Annotated in this window: 17 protein-coding genes and 2 pseudogenes; 11 read left to right on the top strand and 8 right to left on the bottom strand. The window is 63.3% G+C overall.

Going from position 1 to position 20,841, the window contains the following annotated elements:
- Positions 1–186 precede the first annotated feature (186 nt).
- Positions 187–2,928, bottom strand: a complete 2,742-nt coding sequence (locus AC58EF_RS24980; protein WP_497279169.1) for an ATP-binding protein — start codon at positions 2,926–2,928, stop codon at positions 187–189.
- Between the two features lie 107 nt (positions 2,929–3,035).
- Positions 3,036–4,121, bottom strand: coding sequence for a redoxin family protein (locus AC58EF_RS24985; protein WP_497279171.1), 1,086 nt, complete (start codon positions 4,119–4,121; stop codon positions 3,036–3,038).
- A gap of 215 nt (positions 4,122–4,336) precedes the next feature.
- Here AC58EF_RS24985 and AC58EF_RS24990 point away from each other — a divergent pair, with 215 nt between their 5' ends.
- Genes AC58EF_RS24990 through AC58EF_RS25000 form a run of 3 tightly spaced genes read left to right on the top strand, consistent with a single transcriptional unit; the run spans position 4,337 to position 6,844 of the window.
- Positions 4,337–5,608, top strand: coding sequence for an epoxide hydrolase family protein (locus AC58EF_RS24990; RefSeq protein WP_497279173.1), 1,272 nt, complete (start codon positions 4,337–4,339; stop codon positions 5,606–5,608).
- A gap of 26 nt (positions 5,609–5,634) precedes the next feature.
- Positions 5,635–6,048, top strand: coding sequence for an organic hydroperoxide resistance protein (locus tag AC58EF_RS24995; protein ID WP_497279175.1), 414 nt, complete (start codon positions 5,635–5,637; stop codon positions 6,046–6,048).
- A gap of 25 nt (positions 6,049–6,073) precedes the next feature.
- On the top strand, positions 6,074–6,844 hold the full coding sequence (locus AC58EF_RS25000; protein ID WP_497279177.1) for an alpha/beta fold hydrolase: 771 nt from the start codon (positions 6,074–6,076) through the stop codon (positions 6,842–6,844).
- Positions 6,845–6,913: 69 nt separating this feature from the next.
- Here the strand turns inward: AC58EF_RS25000 and AC58EF_RS25005 are convergent, their stop codons facing one another.
- Together AC58EF_RS25005 and AC58EF_RS25010 are read right to left on the bottom strand one after the other, a co-directional pair.
- The gene (locus AC58EF_RS25005; RefSeq protein ID WP_497279178.1) at positions 6,914–7,876 is read right to left on the bottom strand and encodes a quinone oxidoreductase family protein; all 963 of its coding nucleotides are present in this window, start codon (positions 7,874–7,876) and stop codon (positions 6,914–6,916) included.
- Positions 7,877–7,926: 50 nt separating this feature from the next.
- Positions 7,927–8,493 carry a TetR/AcrR family transcriptional regulator gene (locus AC58EF_RS25010; RefSeq protein WP_497279179.1) on the bottom strand — a complete coding sequence of 189 codons (567 nt, stop codon included), beginning with the start codon at positions 8,491–8,493 and terminating at the stop codon, positions 7,927–7,929.
- Between the two features lie 217 nt (positions 8,494–8,710).
- Between AC58EF_RS25010 and AC58EF_RS25015 the strand changes: the two genes are divergently transcribed.
- Both AC58EF_RS25015 and AC58EF_RS25020 read left to right on the top strand, forming a co-directional pair.
- A complete protein-coding gene (locus AC58EF_RS25015) occupies positions 8,711–9,745 on the top strand; it encodes an alpha/beta fold hydrolase (RefSeq protein ID WP_497279181.1) in 1,035 nt (344 codons plus the stop codon).
- A 42-nt stretch (positions 9,746–9,787) separates the two neighbouring features.
- Positions 9,788–10,291 (top strand): cytochrome P460 family protein, encoded by a 504-nt coding sequence (locus tag AC58EF_RS25020; RefSeq protein WP_497279182.1) that lies wholly within the window; start codon positions 9,788–9,790, stop codon positions 10,289–10,291.
- 14 nt (positions 10,292–10,305) lie between these two features.
- On the opposite strand, the gene AC58EF_RS25025 is transcribed toward AC58EF_RS25020, so the two are convergent.
- Together AC58EF_RS25025 and AC58EF_RS25030 are read right to left on the bottom strand one after the other, a co-directional pair.
- Positions 10,306–11,037, bottom strand: a complete 732-nt coding sequence (locus AC58EF_RS25025) for an SDR family NAD(P)-dependent oxidoreductase (RefSeq protein ID WP_497279183.1) — start codon at positions 11,035–11,037, stop codon at positions 10,306–10,308.
- Positions 11,034–12,449, bottom strand: coding sequence for an aldehyde dehydrogenase family protein (locus tag AC58EF_RS25030; RefSeq protein ID WP_497279184.1), 1,416 nt, complete (start codon positions 12,447–12,449; stop codon positions 11,034–11,036). Before AC58EF_RS25030 ends, AC58EF_RS25025 begins: the two co-directional genes overlap by 4 nt.
- 100 nt (positions 12,450–12,549) lie before the next feature.
- Here AC58EF_RS25030 and AC58EF_RS25035 point away from each other — a divergent pair, with 100 nt between their 5' ends.
- A complete protein-coding gene (locus AC58EF_RS25035; protein ID WP_497279185.1) occupies positions 12,550–13,473 on the top strand; it encodes a LysR family transcriptional regulator in 924 nt (307 codons plus the stop codon).
- Positions 13,474–13,630: 157 nt separating this feature from the next.
- On the opposite strand, the gene AC58EF_RS25040 is transcribed toward AC58EF_RS25035, so the two are convergent.
- Both AC58EF_RS25040 and AC58EF_RS25045 read right to left on the bottom strand, forming a co-directional pair.
- Positions 13,631–15,256: an ATP-binding protein gene (locus tag AC58EF_RS25040; protein ID WP_497279186.1), complete on the bottom strand. Its 1,626-nt coding sequence runs from the start codon at positions 15,254–15,256 to the stop codon at positions 13,631–13,633.
- A 23-nt stretch (positions 15,257–15,279) separates the two neighbouring features.
- Positions 15,280–16,767: an ATPase domain-containing protein gene (locus tag AC58EF_RS25045; protein WP_497279187.1), complete on the bottom strand. Its 1,488-nt coding sequence runs from the start codon at positions 16,765–16,767 to the stop codon at positions 15,280–15,282.
- Positions 16,768–17,037: 270 nt separating this feature from the next.
- Between AC58EF_RS25045 and AC58EF_RS25050 the strand changes: the two genes are divergently transcribed.
- The 5 genes and pseudogenes from AC58EF_RS25050 to AC58EF_RS25070 all read left to right on the top strand — a co-directional run.
- Positions 17,038–17,922 carry a LysR family transcriptional regulator gene (locus tag AC58EF_RS25050; RefSeq protein WP_497279188.1) on the top strand — a complete coding sequence of 295 codons (885 nt, stop codon included), beginning with the start codon at positions 17,038–17,040 and terminating at the stop codon, positions 17,920–17,922.
- A 127-nt stretch (positions 17,923–18,049) separates the two neighbouring features.
- Positions 18,050–19,021, top strand: coding sequence for an alpha/beta fold hydrolase (locus tag AC58EF_RS25055; protein WP_497279189.1), 972 nt, complete (start codon positions 18,050–18,052; stop codon positions 19,019–19,021).
- Between the two features lie 60 nt (positions 19,022–19,081).
- Positions 19,082–19,711: a pyridoxamine 5'-phosphate oxidase family protein gene (locus tag AC58EF_RS25060; RefSeq protein WP_497279190.1), complete on the top strand. Its 630-nt coding sequence runs from the start codon at positions 19,082–19,084 to the stop codon at positions 19,709–19,711.
- Positions 19,711–20,176, top strand: a pseudogene (locus tag AC58EF_RS25065) (nuclear transport factor 2 family protein). Before AC58EF_RS25060 ends, AC58EF_RS25065 begins: the two are co-directional and overlap by 1 nt.
- A 164-nt stretch (positions 20,177–20,340) precedes the next feature.
- A pseudogene (locus AC58EF_RS25070) lies at positions 20,341–20,745 on the top strand (transposase); the annotation flags it as partial.
- Positions 20,746–20,841: the final 96 nt, after the last annotated feature.

Raw genomic sequence — 20,841 nt, forward strand, 5'->3', positions numbered from 1 at the left:
AAGGATGTCCTTTGTGTCACCAAAAGCTGACCTTCCAGAGGTGTCATAGGAAGGGCGTGTTTTGGTCGACAGCCGACGATAACCGGACCTTCCGGTGCCGGGAACGGGAAATACACGGCTGAACGTCGGATAAGGGTCGGTTTCTGCGTCCACTACGCCCCAAGCGGACCTACTTGCCAGCAGCCTTTACGAAGAAGCCAGATCACTGGCGGCCCGCCACTCCCATGCATCAGCCCCTTGCCGGCGAGCGAGCGTGATTGCGTTGTCCAGAGAGGATTTCGCAGTTGCGCTGTCGAGGAGCCCAATTGCGATCTTCGCTTTGATCCGGAGCAATTCAGGCATCAGACATTGTTCGCCATTCGCCTCGCATCGCCGGATGGTTGCGTCGATCACATTGCCTGCCTCTGTGAAACGGGTGTCGAGCATCAGGCCCTGGGCCAGAGCTATGGAAAAAGGTGTCGTCAGCAGATCATAACGGGCAGCGCGCAGCCGGAAGAGGCATTGTTCGATGGCGGCTAGTGCGTCGCCACCTGCTTCCCCGCGCAGGATCGCGAACTCGCCGGCAAATCCGCTGGCGGCGGCAATATAGGGACCGAGCGCATTGGCTTCAGCGCAGTCGGCAAAGGCAGCGAGCGTTGCTTCCGCGGCCGCAAAGTCGCTCATCCAGCTGTGGATCGACAGCGACCAGATGAGTGCGATGCAGAGGGTCACGGGATGATTGAGCGTCGCGGCTTCCTCGACAGCCTGGCGCGCCAGGGCCTTGGCCCGCTGTTCGTCACCGGTCAGCCAGAGCGTGCGGGCCAGTGCGATGATGGAGCGATTGCGATGGTCAAAGCCATAGCGCACCGTCTGGCTGCGCAGCGATTGGGGCGCATGCGCCAGAGACATTTCCAGATCGGCGCGCGCCAATATCTGGTTGCCGGCCAGATGGTGCGAAATGCCTGACAGCGAATAGGCGACGCCGATGGCTTCATCCTCGCCGACCGCTTCGGCCACCTGGATTGCCCGCGCGGCGTGATCCATCGCGACCTGATATTCGCCGATCCGTTCATGGAAAATGTGCAGACGCCCGAGAGTCCGCAACTCGCTCCAGAGATCCTCCAGTCGCCGGGCGATTTCCAACGCGCGGTCGAGCGCCTTGCCGGCTTCCGGCCGATTGCCACGGGTGAACATCAGCGCGATGGCGAGCGCGCCCTGCAGTTCCATCTCGATGGCGGTGCCGCGTTCGCTGTCCACCATTTCGGCCAGCGCCCGGCTGCACCAGTTGCGGCATTCGATGAGGTGCGAGAGATTGAGGAAGACCGGCGCACTGGCAGCGGCAAGGCGCACGGCGATGCGCCGATCCCCGTCTTCGCCAAAGGCCCAGTCGAGCGCGCTGCGGATATTGCCCAGTTGCTGCCGCAACGGGCGCTGGTCCTGGAGGACGTCATCCTCCTGGGCCAGCAAGGCTTCCAGTTCCGCGAGATAATAGCCCGCATGTCTCCGGGCATTGGCATCGACCTCGGCTTGTCCACGGGCGAGCAGATGGTGGCGCCCATGGGCACGGGTTATTTCCAGCAGCCGATAGGTGCCGGCACCACGCATCCGGTTGGGCGCAATCAGCGACTTGGCGACCAGTTGATCGACGGCAGCCGCGATGTCGTCCGCGCCGACGAGCGCATCGGCCACCACCGCCAGCGCGGCGTCGATCGAGAAGGGGCCGACAAAGATGGCCAGCCGCTCCAGCACGATCCGCTCGACGTCGGGCAGGAGGTCATGGCTCCAGTCGAGCGTCGCCTGCAATGTCTGCTGACGCGGGAGGGCGGTGCGCCGCCCCGGCCACATCAGGCTGAAGCGTTCCCCCAGTTGGCGGGCCGTCGCCTCCAGCCCATGGGTCGCGGCGCGCACGGCCGCCAGTTCGATCGGCAGGGCCATACCGCCCAGCCGGGCGCAGAGATTCCCAATCAGGCGCGCATCGCCTTCATCGACCTGAAACTGGCTGTCGGCCGCGCTCGCTCGCTCAAGGAACAGTTCGATCGCGGGATAGGCGCACAATTGTGGCAGCGTCAGTGCTTCTCCGTCGTCGGGATAGCCGAGCGCGTCGAGGCGATGGACATGCTCGCCGCGCACCCGCAGCGGCTCACGCGAGGTGGCAAGGATACGCACTTGCGGCGCGGCGTCGATGATATGCTCGACCAACTCGGCCGTGGGGCCGATCAGATGCTCGCAATTGTCGAGCATCAGCAGAAAGGACTGATCGCGCAGATGGCCCAGGATCACCGCCAACGGATCGTCGCTCTGCACGGTCAGGCCCATGGCGCCGGCGATCATTGGCCGCACCAGGCCGGGATTTTCCAACATGCTGAAATCGACGAAAGCGACATGATTGCCGAACTGCGGGGCCAGGGCGTGACCGATCTCGATCGCCAGCGACGTCTTGCCGACGCCGCCAGCGCCGACGATGGTGAAGAGCGGCGTGTCCACGACCCGGTCCTGCAACAACGCCAGATCTTCCATCCGGCCGATCAGGTGCGGCAGGCGCGGCGGGATATTGTGCGTTGGCGCGAGCGGGGCAGGCGGCAATGTCACAGGCTGACCCGCCTCCGGCTCGTCCACCGCGATCGGGGCGACGAAGGCATAGCCGACCCCGACCTGGGTTGCGATATAGCGTGCGCCATCGGTGCCTTCGCCCAGCAGCTTGCGCAGGCCCGCCATGTGGAAGCGCAGGCTGCCATCCTCTACCACGACATCGGGCCAGACCCGCTTCAACAAATCACGCTTGGAAAGGATCTGCCCCGGCTGTTCGGTCAGCACCACCAGCAGGTCGAAAGAGCGGCCGCCAATCTCGACCGGGACGCCATCGCGGGTGAGAAGCCGTTCGGCCGGCAGCAGAGCGAAGGGGCCGAAGCTGCGCCGTTCGCCCAGAATCTGCCTGTCTCCGTCTGTCACGCTCGCACCGTCCCATTTCCGGCGACGCCCACGCCGCTGTCTGTTCCATTGCCATATCGTTAGCGAAAGGCAACGACCAGTAGGGTGGCGAGAGATGGACCGGGAAATCAGCCGAAGGTGAAGGAATAGGCTCTGGCCCCCGGCCGGGCGAACTGGATGGCGATGGTGCGATCACGAATGAGACCGCTCTGGCGGACAAGCTGATAGAGTCGGTCGTCCCGCAATTCGCCCCAGCCTTGCGCATCGGTGTCGGCGCCATGGCTGGCGCCGGGCGCTGCGCCATCGATCGTCACGCGGAACCGGATCGGACGGCCATCGGGCGCACCACCCAGGACGAGATGGGCGTCGCGGGCATGGAAGCGATAGCGCAGCGTGCCGTTGGGGGCATTTAGGCGGGAAAATTCCGATCCGACCGTCCAGTTGCCGGACAGATCCCACCTGCCCAGCGGCAGATCGGCTGCTTCCCTGTAGCTTGCGGTTGCATCCCGGCGCAGGCCGCCCGGCGACCGGAAGCCGGTTGCCTTGTCATGGCCCAGATAGGCTTCGCCCGATGCGAGATTGCGCCAGTCGGCCGGGGCCTCGATCCCGCTCCCCTGGGTTGGCGTCACGGGAATGACAGACGGGTCATGACCCGTCTCGGCGAGCAGGCGACGGATCAACAGTTCGGATTCGGCATAATCGCCCTCGCCGACGCGATAGCCGCGCACCTGACCCTTGGCGTCGATGAAATAGAAGCCGGGCCAGCCCTGATTGCCGAACGCCTGCCAGACGGCATAGTCATTGTCCTGAAGATTGGGATAGCCCACGCCCAAACGGGCAGTGGCCTGACGGACCTTGGCGGGATCATGCTCGAACCGGAATTCGGGCGCATGAACGCCGATCACGACCAGCCCCTTGTCGCCATAGCGTTCCTGCCAGGCGCGCAGATAAGGCAGGGCGCGCAGCGAGTTGATGCAGGAATAGGTCCAGAAATTCACCACCACCACCTTGCCGCGCAGGGAGGCCACGCCGCCCGGCACGGGCGTCAGCCAGGGGCCTGCATGATCGAGCACATCAATGGCCTTTCGTGGGGCGCCAAATGGCGCGGCAAGAGAAGGGGCTGCACGGATCGCATCGGCGCAGCAGGCGATGGTGGTGGCACCGGCTGCCAGCAGGGCGGCGGCGATGAAGCGGATCGAACGGGTTCTGGTCATGGCGGGCGGCCTTGTGGTTGCTCCTCTTGCCTGCAATGTAGCGCCCCGCCGCGCGGATGCCTGTTAGGCCCTGTGCGGGCGCGTTAGTTGGCGGCAGCGGCGCGGGCGGCAGATCGCATTTGCAACGGCTAACGCTCCATCATCCCAACTAACGGGCGTTCCGCGCACGCTCCTCTATCTCCGGGACCATGACTTCCCGGATCGAGGAAATGAACATGACGGAACCCTATTTGACATCACGCCGGCGGTTCATGGTTGGCGCTGCACTGGCCGGAGCGGCCGGGACCATGCCGTCCGCGCTACGCGCCACGATCGAGGACACGGCTGTTCGGCCCTTTCGCGTCGCCATCCCCCAGGCCGACATTGCCGCGATGAAGCGGCGCATCGCCGAAACCCGCTGGGCCGATTCCCAGCCGGTCGCCGACGAGAGCCAGGGCGTGCGTCGCCAGACACTGGAACCGCTGATGCGCTACTGGGCTGGCGCCTATGACTGGCGCCGGGTCGAGGCGCAGCTCAATGCGCTGCCGATGTTCATGACCCGGATCGACGGGCTCGACATCCAGTTCATCCATGTCCGTTCGCGCCATGCCGGCGCCTTGCCGATGATCCTGACCCATGGCTGGCCGGGTTCGATCCTGGAATTTCTGAAGGTCATCGGTCCGCTCACCGATCCGACCGCGCATGGCGGCACGGCCGATGATGCGTTCCACCTTGTCATTCCCTCAATCCCCGGCTTCGGCTTTTCCGAAAAGCCCAGCGTGCCGGGCTGGGGATCGGACCATATAGGGCGGGCCTGGTCGGTGCTGATGCGGCGGCTGGGCTATGATCGCTATGTCAGCCAGGGCGGCGATTGCGGATCGGTGATCTCTCAACGCATGGCGTTGCAGCATGTGCCCGGCCTGATCGGCATCCATATCAACATGCCGGCCGTCGTGCCGGCGGAGATCGCCCATATCCTTGCCGCCGGCGATCCGCCTCCTGCCACGTTGAGTGCGCCGGAACGCCGGGCCTTCGACCAGCTTGCCGCCTTCTACCGCGACAATGCGGCCTATGCCGCGATGATGAACACGCGGCCGCAGACGATCGGCTATGCGCTGGTGGATTCGCCGGTCGGCATGGCGGCGTGGATGTATGAGAAGATCGCGCAATGGACCAATAGCGACGGCCAGCCCGAGAAGGTGCTGGGCCGCGATGCGATCCTCGACGATCTTTCGCTCTACTGGCTGACCGGCACCGGCGCCTCGGCCGCCCGGATCTATTGGGAAGATCATAGCAACAATTTCGACGCGCGGGGCGTCATCGACCTGCCGGTCGCTATCAGCGTCTTCCCCGGCGAGATTTTTCGCGCGCCCAGAAGCTGGGCCGAGCGCTGTTACAGCCGCCTCCATTATTTCAACGAGGTGGCCGACGGCGGCCATTTCGCCGCCTGGGAACAGCCGATGCTGTTCGCACAGGAACTGCGCGCCGCCTTCCGCTCGCTGCGCTGAACCCCCTCAATATAAGGAGATTAGCCATGTCCGACACCAAGACGCTCTACACCGCCCAGGTCCATGTGACCGGTGGACGCGAAGGTCACGCCCGCAGTTCCGACGGTCGCCTTAACCTCCCTCTTTCCACACCCGGCGGACCGGGGCAGGGGACCAATCCCGAACAATTGTTCGCCGCCGGCTGGTCCGCCTGTTTCGAAGGCGCGATGGCGATCGCCGCGAAGGCAAAGGGAGTGATCCTGCCGGACGACCTGGCGATCGATACGGAGGTGTCGCTGCGCCATGGCGACGAAGGCTATTCGCTTGCCGCCCGGCTCAATGTCTCGGTGCCCGGCCTCGCGCCCGACATGGCCCGGCAGATCATCGAGCAGGCGCACCGCACCTGCCCTTATTCCAAGGCGATCAAGGGCAATATCGATGCCCTGGTCACGCTCGTCTGAAAACCCGAACATCAGGAGATTTGACATGCGGACTCTCATCATGGGCGCGCTGCTGGCAGGCCTCGCCGCAGGCAATGCGCAGGCGCAGCCGGTCAAGCCGACCATCGTCCTTGTCCATGGCGCCTTTGCAGATAGCTCCAGCTGGAACGGGGTGATCCCCTTCCTTGAACAGGACGGCTATCGAGTGGTCGCCGCGCCCAATCCGCTGCGCGGCGTGTGCGCCGATGCCGATGTCGTGGCCGATCTGGTCCGCAGCATCGCCGGGCCGGTGATCCTGGTCGGCCATTCCTATGGCGGGTCGGTGATCAGCGAAGCGGCGGTCGGCCATGCCAATGTGAAGGGGCTGGTCTATGTCGCCGCCTTCGCGCCGGACGTCGGCGAAACCGCTATTGGCCTGACCGGCAAATTCCCCGGCAGCACGCTCGGCCCGGCGCTGGCGCCGCCGGTCGCACTCGGTTCCGGGGGCAAGGATCTCTATATCCTGCAGGCCCGCTTCCATGACCAGTTCGCCGCCGACGTGCCGCCGGCCGAGGCGCGGCTGATGGCGGCGGGACAGCGCCCGATTGCCGAAGCGGCCCTGTCGGAAGCCGCGACGCAAGCAGCGTGGAAGACGGTGCCGTCCTGGTTCATCTATGGCGATGCTGACCGCAACATTCCGCCTGCCGCCATGGCCTTCATGGCGCAGCGCGCAGCGGCGCGGCGGAGTGTGGTGATCCGCGGCGCATCGCATGTCGTGATGGTATCGCACGCACCCGAAGTCGCCCGGCTGATCGAGAAGGCAGCGACGGCGGGCTGAAGACGCCTGCCAAAGGTAGGGCATGATAAGGGATCGGCTGCGCGTACCGTGCAGCCGATCCTTTCGCGTTCAAGGAATCAAAAGCAGTTTGCCGGTGGTGGCACGGCTTTCCATCGCGGCTTGGGCGGCGGCGGCATCAGCCAGCGGGAATGGGGTGGCCGGCGCGATCACCAGCCGGCCCGCGCGCACCCAGTCGAACAGTTGCGCGGTGCGCGCCCGAAGCCGATCAGGCGTCGGGATATGGTCGAAGAAGACCGCATAGCCGAGCTTGATGCTGCGCGGCAGCTTCATGAGATCGAAGTCGGCCGGGGCCCCCAGCACCGGGCCAAACCAGCAGAAGGTGCCCGATGGGCGCAGCGAAGCCAGCGATCCGTCAAAGGTTGCCGGTCCCGATCCGTCATAGACGACATCGACGCCGCGCCCGTCCGTCAGGCGCAGCACGGCATCCGCAAAGTCGCCACTGGCGTCGACGATGACATGCTCAGCCCCGGCCGCCTTGGCGGCGGCGACCTTGTCCGCGCTCGACACGCGGCCGATGACACGGCCACCGCGCAAACGGATGATCTGGGTCAATATCTGCCCGAGGCCACCGGCGGCGGCGTGGACCAGCGCAATGTCACCGGCGCGGACGGGATAGAAATCGGTGGCGAAATGGCTGGCGGTCAAGCCCTGCATCATCAGCGACGCGGCGGTCTGGTCGTCAATATCGGCGGGGATCGGGACGGCGGAACCGGCGGGCATGATGAGCCGGTCGGCATAGCTGCCCTGCGCATAGACCCAGGCGACCCGCTGGCCGATGGCCAGTCCTTCGACATTGGCGCCCAGCGCGACGATCCGGCCCGCACCCTCGACACCGGGTATATGGGGCAGCGGCACATTCATCATGCCGCGGCGGATACCGATGTCCATGAAGTTGACACCGACAGCGACAGGGGCAACGGCTATTTCACCCGCCCCCGGTTGTCGATCGGGCAGCTCCTCCACTTCCAATAGTTCGGGCCCGCCATAGGCTCGCATGGTGACAGCTTTCATCATCAGTCTCCTTATATTGAACGATCATTCCATAATTGGAAAAAAAGGGGTCAGCCCAGCGCGCGCATCGCAAACGGGATCATCGCGACGACATGATCGGCACTGGCGCCGGCCCGTGCGGCCAGGCGGATGCTGGAAATGGTCTGGAGCAGGAAGGTGGCGAGCAGATCGATGGCGATGTCCGCGCCAAGATCGCCTTGCTGGCGCGCGCGGTGCAGCGCGTCGGTCATCGCGCGGGCGAGCACCGCGCCGAAACTATCTCGGATGCGGACAAGTTCGGGTCGTGCACAGCCGAACTCGACCACCGACCCGATGCCCATGCAGCCGGCCGCCGCATCCGCCACTACCCGTTCCAGCATGGCGCGGATACCGTCGATCGCGCGCGGCGCATGGGCCAGCGCCGTAACATGGGCGGAGACCTCCTGCTGGCAATATTGGCGCAGGGCTGCGCAATAGATGCCCCATTTATCGCCGAACGTGTCGTAGAGACTCTGGCGACCGATCCCCATGGCATCGACCAGCATCTGCGCGGATGTGCCTTCATAACCATGGTCGCGGAACACGCCCACGGCTGCAGCAACGGCGGCATCGATATCGAATTGCTTGGGACGGGCCATGTCCTTCCAGATAGAGTAATGGAACAATCATTCAAGATGTGTCAGACATGCCCGTCGCGAAATTCTGCGAGGCCGTCATGGGGATATGTCGCATGCCCGCTCACAGCAGATCACAGCGATTAACAGGCGCATCGTGGGCAAGGCGCCTATCAGGAAGGGGTCGCCGCGAACTCCGGGCAGTTCGGAGCCGGCTCAGCCCATGGATGGGAGAATGATGATGCGTCAGGATATTGCCGACCCGCGCCGCAGGGATTTCGTTCGTGTCGCCGCCGCCACGGCCGCGACCCTGGTGGCCGGTGGGGCGGCCGGCCGGGCGCTCGCCGCTCCGGTTGCCGGCGCAAGCCCACCGGCGTTGGGACCGATCCGCCAGATCGACGCCGGTGTGCTCAATATCGGCTATGTCGACATGGGGCCGCGCGGTGGCGCGCCGATCCTGCTGTTCCATGGCTGGCCCTATGACATGCATGCCTTTGCCGAGGTCGCGCCGCTGCTGGTGGCGCAGGGGCATCGGGTCATCATCCCGCATCTGCGCGGCCATGGCAGCACCGTCTTCAGCGATGCCGCCACCCCGCGCAACGCACAGCAGGCGGCGCTGGGCGCGGATGGCATCGCGCTGATGGATGCGCTGGGCATCCGCCAAGCGGTGGTGGCCGGCTTCGACTGGGGCGCGCGCACGGCAGACATCATGGCGGTGCTGTGGCCCGAACGGTGCAAGGCGCTGGTGTCAGTTAGCGGTTATCTGATCGGCAGCCAGGCAGCCAATGCTAAGCCGCTGCCGCCGGCCGCGGAACTGCAATGGTGGTATCAATATTATTTCGCGACGGAGCGCGGCAAGGCCGGTTATGCCGCCAACACCAACGCCTTCAACAGGCAGATCTGGCAATTGGCGTCGCCGCGCTGGTCGTTTGATGATGCGACCTTCGCCCGGTCGGCGGCCTCCTTCGTCAATCCCGACCATGTCGCGATCGTCATCCACAATTATCGCTGGCGGCTGGGTCTGGCCGAGGGCGAGCCGCAATATGATGCACTGGAGGCGAAGCTGGCCGCCGGGCCGCCGGTGACGATCCCCGCGATTACGATGGAGGGCGATGCCAATGGCGCACCGCACCCCGATCCGGCCGCCTATCGTGCCAAGTTCACCGGCGCCTATGCGCATCGGCTGATCGACGGCGGCATCGGTCATAATCTGCCGCAGGAGGCGCCGGCCGCCTTTGCGAAAGCCGTGCTCGACGCGGCACATTTGGCCGGATGAGGGAGCCAAGCGATGAGGCGGATCGGCACTCTAGCCCTAGGCATGGCAGCGCTGTTGCTGGGGGGATCGGTGGTCTTCGCCGGCCCGGCCCGCGAGGTGCAAGCCTCCCCCATTTATGGCGTCACCTTGCCCAAGGACTATCGCGACTGGACGCTGATCAGCGTGGCGCAGGAAAATGGCAAGAATAACGATATCCGCGCGATTCTGGGCAATACCATTGCGGTGAAGGCCTTTCGTGATGGCAAGCGGCCTTTCCCGGATGGCACCGTGATCGTCCGGCTGGCCTGGCGCTACCAATCCTCCCCGCGCAACGACGCCGTGTTTCCCGCGCCCCAATCCTTCGTCGCCGGCACGCCAACCAATGTGCAGGTCAGCGTCAAGGATGAGAAGCGCTATGCCGCAACCGGCGGCTGGGGTTATGGCCAGTTCGAGGGCGGCCGGCCCAATCCCGACCCGGCCGTGGTACAGAGCTGCTTTGCCTGTCACCAGAAGCTGGAGCGGCTGGAGATAGGCAAGGATCTCGTCTTCACCGACTATGCCGAATAAGGGGCGGCCTCGGCCTACCAGGGCAGGGGGCCATCCTCGTTGAAGAAGCCGCCACTGGGGCCGTCGTCGGGCAGTATCGCAAAGGTCATGACCACCCGCGCGCCCTGTTCGACCGTGCGGGCGCCGGCATGGCCGTTGAGGTCGGTGGCGATATGGCCGGGCGTCACGCTTTTGATGCGGATATGCCGGTGCGTCGCACTGCGCTGGAAGGCGTGGGCATAATGTTGCGTCAGCATCAAAATGGCGGTCTTGGACGAGGCATAGGCCAGGATCGTGTCCGACTGGCTGAACATCGTGGCGGGATCACTGGTCAGCGCGAGCGAGGCGCTGGTGCTGGCGATATTGACGATGCGCGGCGCGTTGGATCGGACCAGCAGCGGCAGCATCCGGTGCGTCACCCGCACTAGGCCAAAGACATTGGTGTCATAGGTTTCGCGCATATTGTCAGCCGACGTCTCGATCGTGGGCACGCGCCGCAGCATGCCGGCATTATTGACCAATATGTCGATCCGGCCATGCTCAGCCTCGATCTGAGCGGCGGCCGCAATCACGCTGGCGTCGTTGGTCACGTCGATGAGGATCGACTGGACGTCGATCCCCTCGGCGCGCAGTTCGGCCGCCGCCTCTGCGCCGCGCCCGGGATCGCGGCTACCAAGCAGCATCGTCATGCCGGCCTGGCCGAGCTGGCGCACCACTTCCTTGCCCAGCCCCTTGTTGGCGCCAGTGACGAATGCGACCCGGCTCATGCCAGCACGGTGCGTGGTTCGAGGAAGGCGTCGAGGCCGAAGCTGCCGAATTCCCGGCCGATGCCCGACTGCTTGACCCCGCCAAAGGGGGCTAGGGGCTCATGCGCCGCGCCGTTGATGACGACCCGGCCGGAGTCCAGTTGTCTTGCCACACGCATCAGCCGGTCGGGGTCGGTGCCCAGCAGATAATTTTGCAGGCCATAATCGGTATCGTTGGCGATCCGGATCGCATCCGCTTCGTCCTGATAGCCGATGATCGACAACACCGGGCCGAATATCTCCTCGCGGGCGATGCGCGTGCCGTTGTCGACATCGGTGAACAGGGTAGGGCGGACGAACCAGCCGCGATCCAGGCCCATTGGCCGTCCTTCGCCGCCGACCAGCAGGGTCGCGCCCTCGGCCTGGCCGAGCCGGATATAGGATTGCACCCGGTCCCATTGCTTCTGGCTGACCATCGGGCCAATGCGCGATGCCGGATCGCTGGACGGGCCGACCGGCCAATCCGTCAGCGCGGCGACCAGGCGATCCTGCAACGCGGTCTTCAAGCCGACCGGAACCAGGATGCGGGTACCAGCAATACAGGCCTGGCCGCTGTTGACGAAACCGTTCGCCAGAAGCTGGACCGCAGCGGCATCGAGATCGGCATCGTCGAGGATGATCTGCGCACCCTTGCCACCCAGTTCGAGCGTGACCCGGGCCATGCGTTCGGCGGCGGCATGCAGGATCGCCCGGCCGGTGCCGGTCGATCCGGTGAAGCTGATTTTGGCGATATCGCGATGCGCTGTAAGTGCCGCGCCAGCGACGGCGCCAGATCCATTGACAATGTTGAGCGCGCCGGCCGGCAGGTCCGCCCGGTCGAGTGCCTGCAGCAGGACATGGGTCTGAAGCGCGCTCATCTCGGACGGCTTGATGACGATCGACGTGCCCGCTGCGATGGCGGTAGCCAGCTTGGCGCAGATGAAGCCGAAATTGCTGTTCCACGGCGTGATCGCCGCCGCAACACCGATCGGGCGCATCTCGACCTTCGCAGCACCGATCCGGCGCTGCCAGGCATAGCTTTCCAGCACGTTGGCCATATCCAGGAAAACCGATCCTGCGCGCCGGGCGCTATAATCGACGAAATAGGCCGGGGCGCCATATTCATGGCCCATCGCGGATGCCATCGCATCACCATGGGCGGCGGCGACATCGGCCAGGCGCTGCAGCATCGCGATGCGCTCGGGCACCGTGCTGTGGGCAAGGATAGGGAAGGCCCGCTTCGCCGAAGCCACGGCCGCATCCACATCCGCCGCGTCGGACAGGCGGACAATGCCGATCTGCTTCTCCGTGGCAGGGTTGAACAGGGCCGCCTGTTCATCGCCCGAAACGGGCTGGAACCGGCCGTCGATATAATTGTCGGTGATCATCTGCATGGCGTGACGCCTCCATCTTGCATCCGCGCTGCATGTGGACCTGCGATGTCGATCTGATAAGAAGGACAATATTGCACAGACTGATGAGGATTTTCGCGCAATGATGCTCAGCGTGGGGGAGATGGAGGCTGTGCTGGCGGTCGCGCGCCATGGTGGCTTTCGCGCAGCGGCGCGCGACCTGGGCCTGTCCTCTTCCGCCCTTAGCCATGCGGTTGCCGCGCTGGAGGAAAGGCTGGCCGTCCGCCTGTTCAACCGGACGACGCGCAGCGTGGCGTTGACCGCTGCGGGCGAACAGTTCGTGGCGGGGGTCGGGCCCGCATTACAGGCGATCGCCCAAACCGTCGATGATCTGGGTGCCGATGCCAGCGAACCGTCCGGTACGCTGCGGATCAACACATCATCGGGTGCGGCGCGGATGATGCTACAACCGATCATCCTCGAATATGCGCGCCGCTATCCGCAGGTCACGACCGAAATCGTGACCGAAGACGCGCTGGTCGACATTACCGCCCAAGGATTTGACGCCGGCGCGCGACTGGTCGACGCTATCCCGCCTGACATGATTGCCGTGCCGATCTTCCCGCAACTGCGAATGATCGTGGTCGGCGCACCGGCCTATCTGGCCGGGCGCCGCGCCCCGATCGTACCGGCCGACCTGCTGGACCATCGCTGCATCGGCATGCGGCTGTCTAGCGGGCGTCTCTACCGCTGGGAGTTCGAGCGCCATGGCGAAGCGACGCTGATCGACGTGGCGGGCAATCTCATTCTGGACGCGACCGATCTCATCCTGGACGCCGCCGTCAATGGGGCGGGGCTAGCCTATGTCGAGGAGCGCGGCGCGCTGCCTCATATCGCGGCCGGGCGGTTGGTCCCGCTGCTCGACGAATGGACGCCACCCTTTGCCGGCCTGTCGCTCTATTTCGCCGGCCGGCGCCATATCCCGCGCAAGTTGCAGGCACTGATCGATCTGATCCGCGAGGGACACCGGCGGAGCAAAGATCTGACGAGCGCGATTCTGAACTAGAGAGACCACAAGAAGCTTTCGCCGCCACAGTGATCGAACAGATGGCTTACGTCTAATGCATTCGTTTCACCATCTTCCTGCCCCTACGGCATGGAAAAAGCGGACGGTCGGCATCTGGGGAGCCGAATTCTGGCTCTGAGCGTCTCATAAGGGTCGCTTACACCTTGGTGTCTTGAAATACGCCCAGATTGCTGCCCACCAAGGAGATCAAGGCCTGAATGATTTCGGACTGCGTGAAGGGCTTCGCGAGGTAAGGTAGATGGAGCACATCCTCAGTGATGCCTGTATAGCCAGTAATTACTAGCACCGGAATGGAGGGATAGGCAGCGTTGAGCCTCTGTGCGAGTGCGGCTCCGTCCATACGTGGCATTTTATAATCGGTAATGACCGCGTCTATCTCAAGTCCTTCTGCCATCATCGCAAGGGCTTCAGCTCCCCCGCTGGCTTCGGCTACACTGTGCCCGAAATCCCTGATCATCTCCGCTGTACCGAGGCGCACCAGGTCTTCATCATCGACAAGCAACACCGACAGCCTGCCGCTGGCCGCGGGGGGTGGGCCGGATGCCGTGGGGACAGCGAGCGGCTGAACATTTTCGGCGACCGGAAGATAGAGGTCCGCGCGCGTACCTTGTCCCACCTCGCTCGAAAGCGTGAAAGCGCCGCCAAGCTGGGCGGCCAGTCCGTGGACCATGGACAGTCCCAGGCCGGTGCCACGACCGATTTCCTTTGTCGAAAAGAACGGCTCTATCGCTTTGGCGAGCGTCTCATCGCTCATCCCGCATCCGGTATCAATTACGGAAATGCGAACATATGATCCCGTCGCCAATTTCGCGCTCCGGTGCACATCCGTCGTGATTTCTTCGGCTTTTATGGTTAACCGCCCTCCGTCCGGCATTGCGTCGCGAGCATTGACGCACAGGTTCAGGATCGCGAGCTCCAGCTGGTTTGGGTCACCAAGTCCAGCCGGCAGGTTGGGCGTCGGGGCCACATCCAGTTCGATCGTAGGTCCGATGGAGCTCGCGACGAGATCGCGCATTCCCGTAAGCAGGACAGCTAGATCAATCGCCTGGGTCTGCAGCGTTTGACGTCTGGCAAAGCCGAGGAGGCGCTGTACGAGTGTCTTCGCCCGATCCGCAGCCAGCAATGCGTTCCCGATCAGCTTTCCCGATCGAGGATCATTGTCGCCATATTTCCGCTGCAGCAGATCCAGCGTTCCGGTGATCGGCGTGAGAAGGTTATTGAAATCGTGCGCTACGCCGCCGGTTAACTGGCCCAGCGTCTCCAGCTTCTGTGCTTCATGCAGTTGAGCGACCGCCGCTGCATGCGCATGCGTCCGTTCCTCAACTCGCCGCTCCAGATCTGTTGCAAGTTGATTAAGCTCCTCCAGACGGGTGCGCGCGTCATATTGCCGCCGCCGTCCTCGCAGCGCGGAATGGGCAAGGCTCACCAGGGTAGTGGGGTGAAAAGGCCGCTCAAGGAATGTGACGTTTCCCAGCAGGTTCAAATGACGCTCCGCGGCGGGATTCCGCTCCAAGCCGCCACCCCGCTGCGTCAACAGTACGAAGGGAAAGTCCGACCATTCAGGCTGATTGGCGATCCATTTAACGAGTGCGCTCGGGTCTGTGTCCCGCAGGGCTTCTTCCGTGATCAACGCAAAGCCGGAGCCGATCGCCAGTTCCTGGACGAGTTCCCCCAAATTTCCGCACGGATGGGCTTGAAGTCCCGCCTCTTGCAGCATCGAACAGGCAACCGCGGCATCTCTGCCCTGCGGTGCAAGGATCAACGCGCGCTCCGAAAGGTGCGTTATCATTCCCTCGACATTTCGAGCAGTTGATCGTCCTCGTCGATCAGCTCAGGCACGCCGCGCAGCACGCCTTGAAAATTGACCAAGGGTGGACCGAAGCTGATGCCAGTGCAGCCGATCCGATATTCCCGGATCGTATCCTCGTGCGCGCTGGTCCGCTTTTTTATCACCGACACGGCGCGGCGAACCCGCCCACGTGCTTCGAAGTAGCGCAGCAAAATGACTGTATCGGCCAGATAGGTCACGTCGACCGGGGCCTTCATGTCTCCGACAAGGCCGTGTTGTGCCACGGTGAGGAAAGTCGATGCGCCGCGACGGTTCAGATATTGGAGCAGCTCGTGCATGTGCAATATCAGCGCCTGTTCGCCCGGCATCGCCGCTTGGTAACCATTCAGGCTGTCGATCACCACGGTGCGGGCGCCGTTTTCCTCGACGCATTGCCGCACCCGTTCGGACAGCTCCCCCGGCGTCAGTTCGGCGGCATCCACCTGTTCGATAATCAACTGCTCACTATCGGATAGGGCCTGTAGATCGATCCCCAGTCCCAAAGCCCGTTCGAACAGCAACCCCAATTCCTCGTCGAACACGAACATGGCGGCCCGTTCGCCCCGGCGTACCGCGCCCATGATGAAGGAAAGTGCGTAGAGCGACTTGCCGGTGCCGGATGGACCAAGGATCAACACGCTTGAGCCGCGCTCGACGCCCCCGCCCAACAAAGCATTTAGCTCCGCGGATTCGGTTTTCAGTACCTCGCGCTCGAAGGGCGTGCGGTGCTCGGCGGAGATCAAACGCGGGAAGACGCGAACTCCTCCCGTACTGATGATGAAATCATGATGGCCGCCCCGATATTTTTGTCCCCGATATTTGACGACGCGCAAGCGTCGACGTTCTGCGCCATATTCAGGTGAAAGCTCTTCAAGGCGCAAAACACCGTGAGCGACGCTGTGCATGGTCCGATCATTCGCTTCGCTAGACAGATCGTCAAGCATCAGCACGGTCGCTTTGCTGCGCGAGAAATAGTGCTTCAGCGCGAGGATTTGTCGACGATACCGCAAGGATGATTGAGCCAGGAGTCGGATCTCGGAAAGGCTGTCGAGCACCACGCGCTGCGGCTTAAGTCGTTCGAAGGCTTCAAAAATGCGCCTGGTGGTTTCGCCAAGTTCCAGGTCGGAGGAATAGAGCAAGCTTTGTTGCTGCTGCTCATCCAACAGGCTCTCGGGGGGAACCAGCTCAAATATATCGACTCCGCCCAGCGACCATCCGTGGGAGTTGGCACCGGCGCGAAATTCGTCTTCTGTTTCGGACAAGGTGATATAAAGTGACCGCTCGCCCGCAGCGGCTCCGGCAAGCAGGAACTGAGTGGCTATCGTCGTCTTGCCAGTGCCTGGGCTCCCTTCCAACAGAAACAGCCGACCTCTGGCAAGACCCCCTGCAGTAATTTCGTCCAGCCCGGCTACGCCGAGATCTGCCTTGTCGCTCTCTTGGGTCACAACCGCTCCATCGACCAATTCAGGTGCTCCAACGCACGAAAGACATCAATGATCCGATTAGGTTGGTACCTGTCTAGCCCCAACGCCGATGTCAGCGGACCGTCTGCTCCTCGTCTGCAAATTTTTGGCGCTGAACGGCCGTAAAGGGTCGAGATAGACGATGTATTGATCCGAGCCATTCACATGCGCGGATTGACCTGCCCATGACATCCCGCGCACATCTCGGTCGCAAATCTAAATCCGGAGAATGTTTTGGACCGCTGGCAAGCCATGAAGATATTCGTCCGCGTGGCGGAAACCGGCGGCTTTGCCGAGGCCGCGCGGCAGTTACATCTGAGCCCGCCGGCAGTTACGCGGGCGATCTCAGCGCTGGAGGACGAGATCGGCGTGCGGTTGCTGACCCGGACGACGCGATCGGTGAAGCTGACCGAGGCGGGCCGTGGCTATCTCGACGATTGCCGCCGCATATTGGCCGACATGGCGGATGCGGACGCAGCGGCTGCAGGCGCCCATGGCAATCCTACCGGCACGCTGATCGTCACCGGATCGGTGATCTTCGGCCAGATGTACGTGCTGCCGATCCTGCTCGACTATCTGGACCGTTTTCCGGCGGTGACCGGGCGCAGCCTGTTCGTCGACCGCCTGGTCAACATCGTCGAGGAGGGCATCGATGTCGCCATCCGGATCGGTCATCTGCCGGATTCGGGCTTGAGCGCCATTCGGGTCGGGACGGTGCGGCGGGTCATCTGTGGCGCGCCGGCCTATTTCGAGCAGCATGTCATGCCCCGGACCCCGGCCGATCTTGTCCATCATCGCATCATCGGCCCGACCGGGGCATGGGCCTCTCCCGAATGGCATTTCGGGCCGGAGGGCCGGAGCAGCGTCACCGTCCACCCCCAACTTTTCTGCAATACCAATGAAGCGGCGATCGCCGCTGCCGAGCAGGGCTGGGGGCTGACCCGCGTGCTATCTTATCAGGTCGAGCCCGCACTGGCGGCCGGGCGGCTGGTCACGATACTGGACGATCATATGGAAAAACCGCTGCCGATCCATGTCATCCACGCCGAAGGGCGGCGGGCGGCCGCCAAGGTGCGCAGCTTCGTCGATCTGGCGGTCGACCGGTTGCGGGCCAATCCGCTGTTCCAGCCAGGCTGATAATTATTCCGGCGAAAGGAATAATGACTTTCAGTTTTCTCGAATTATCAGGAATGAGGACAAGGATTATCTCTGTCTCCAGAAGCTGAAGCCCTTGCTCAGCGACCCCAACAGGGTGGAGGACATGATGAAGAAACTGGTCATTTCGATGCTGCTGGCCACCGTCGGCATCGCTGCTTCGGCCGACGCGGTCGCCGCGCCCGCGAGCAGCGTTGCTACGCAGGCTGCGGCCGCCACGGTCCATTATCGCACCGCGACGATCGATGGCGTGAAGATGTTCTACCGCGAAGCCGGCCCCGCCGATGGCCCGGTGGTTCTGCTGCTCCATGGCTTTCCGACATCGTCGCACATGTTCCGCAACCTGATCCCGCTGCTGGCCGACCGCTATCATGTGATCGCGCCGGACTATCCGGGCTTTGGCCAGAGCGACGCACCCGACCATCGCCAGTTCAGCTATAGCTTCGCCCATTATGCCGATATGGTCGACACGCTGATGGGCAAGATCGGCGCCCAGCGCTACGCCATGTATGTCATGGATTATGGCGCCCCGGTCGGCTACCGCCTCGCCCTCAAACATCCCGAGCGGGTCAGTGGCCTCATTGTCCAGAATGGCAATGCCTATGAGGAAGGACTGGGTGCCTTCTGGGATCCGATCAAGACCTATTGGCAGAGCGGGTCGGCCAAGGATCGCGAAGCGCAGGCCTGGCTCGTCGGCCTCGACGCCACCAGGTTCCAATATACCGATGGCGTGCGCGACCTGTCGCGGATCAGCCCCGACAATTGGGTGCAGGACCAGTCCTTGCTCGACCGGCCGGGCAACAAGGATATCCAGCTCGACCTGTTCTACGATTATCGCACCAATGTGCCGCTCTATCCCGCCTTCCAGAGCTTCTTCCGCGAACGCAAGCCGCCGACGCTGATCCTCTGGGGCAAGAATGACAAGATCTTCCCCGAACCCGGCGCACATCCCTACAAGCGTGACCTGCCCGACGCGGAGATTCATATTCTCGACACCGGCCATTTCGCCCTGGAAGACAAGCTCGATGAAATGGCGCCGCTGATCCGCGACTTCCTCGATCGCAAGGTCGCGGCGCGCTGAACCCCGGCGGGGCCATGGTCATGCATGGCCCCGCAACTGACGGATGTTGGGAGACGGACCATGTCCTACGGTTTTCTGGATATCGCGACGACGCCGAGCGTGCGCGCTGCGCAGGCGGAGATGGGCGCGGACGCCCATTGGGCGGCGTTCAGCGGCAATCGCGCCTTTGACCGCTTCACCGACAATGAAGCCCATTTCCTGGCGGCGCGTGACAGTTTCTACATGGCCACCGTGTCTGAGGATGGCTGGCCCTATGTCCAGCATCGCGGCGGTCCGGCCGGCTTGCTCAAGCTGGTCGACGATCGGACGCTGGCCTTTGCCGATTATCGCGGCAACCGCCAATATATCAGCACCGGTAACCTGGCCGCGAACGACAGGGCCTGCCTGATCCTGATGGATTATCCCCGGCGCGCCCGACTGAAAATCTATGTCCATGTCGAGAAGCTGGCGATGGATGCCGATCCGGCGCTCACCGATCTTGTCATAGACAAGGATTACAAGGCGCGGGCCGAGCGCATCTTTCGGCTGCGGCTGGAAGCGTTCGACTGGAACTGCCCGCAGCATATCACCCCGCGCTTCACCGAGCGCGAGATCGAACAGGCGGTCCGGCCGCTGCATGAACGGCTGGCGCAGCTGGAAGCCGAGAACAGGGCACTACAGGATCGCCTTGCCAAATTGGGAGATGCATGATGGGAAATCTGAGACCGCCCTTGCCGCCCTTCACCCTGGACAGTGCGACCGAAAAGGTACGTCTGGCCGAGGATGGCTGGAACAGCCGCGATCCGGCCAGGTCGCCATGGCCTATACGCCGCTCAGCCAGTGGCGGAACCGGGCCGAATTCATCGGCGATCTGCGATCATCGCTTTCCTCACGCGCAAATGGCAGCGGGAGCTGGATTATCGGCTGATCAAAGAATTATGGGCCTTTCGCGACAACCGCATCGCGGTGCGCTTCGCCTATGAATGGCATGACGACAGTGGCAACTGGTTCCGCTCCTATGGCAACGAGAATTGGGAGTTTGACGAGAGCGGCCTGATGCAGCGGCGGCTCGCCTGCATCAACGATACGCCGATCAGCGCCGCGGAGCGTAAGTTACACTGGACGCAAGGGCGCCGTCCCGACGATCATCCGGGATTGAGTCATCTCGGGCTGTAAAGCGCGATCAGCGATGAAGCTCGCCACCCGAAAGCGGACCGACCGGACTTCGAGGTGAAGAATCGGCCTCTCAATGACAACAAAGGGTCGAAAGAGCGAGGTATCGCTGACGCATCATGTCAAAGAGTGGCCCGGGGAGGCCTGGCGAGCCCATCGACGAGGATCAGCGGCATCGCGCCGCAGAGATTCTCGACTTCCTCAAGCAGATCGACGCGCAGGTGCCGCCCGATCTCGACGTCCACATCATCATGGACAATTACGCGACACACAAAACCGCGCTGGTCAGAGCATGGCTCGCCCGCCGACCCCACTACCATGTACATTTCATACCGACTTCGGCTTCCTGGATCAACCAAGTCGAGCGCTGGTTTGCAGAACTTACTCGCAAGCAATTGCGGCGCGGCGTTCATACCTCCACCGGTGAACTGGAGCGGGACATCCGCACTTTTATCGAACACCACAACGAGAACCCAAAACCGTATCGATGGACCAAGTCAGCGGACGAAATCCTCGCCTCGGTCAAGCGCTTCTGCCAGACCGCAGAACGCACTTTATGTGGCGAACTTTAGATTCAGATGAATAGCATGACTACTGACCATCCTCGCATCCGAGATGATCCTCGCCGGAAGGCTCGCACCCGTCACAAAGACCCCAGTGCTGTGGTG

The sequence above is a fragment of the Sphingobium sp. WR1 genome, from assembly GCF_059693745.1.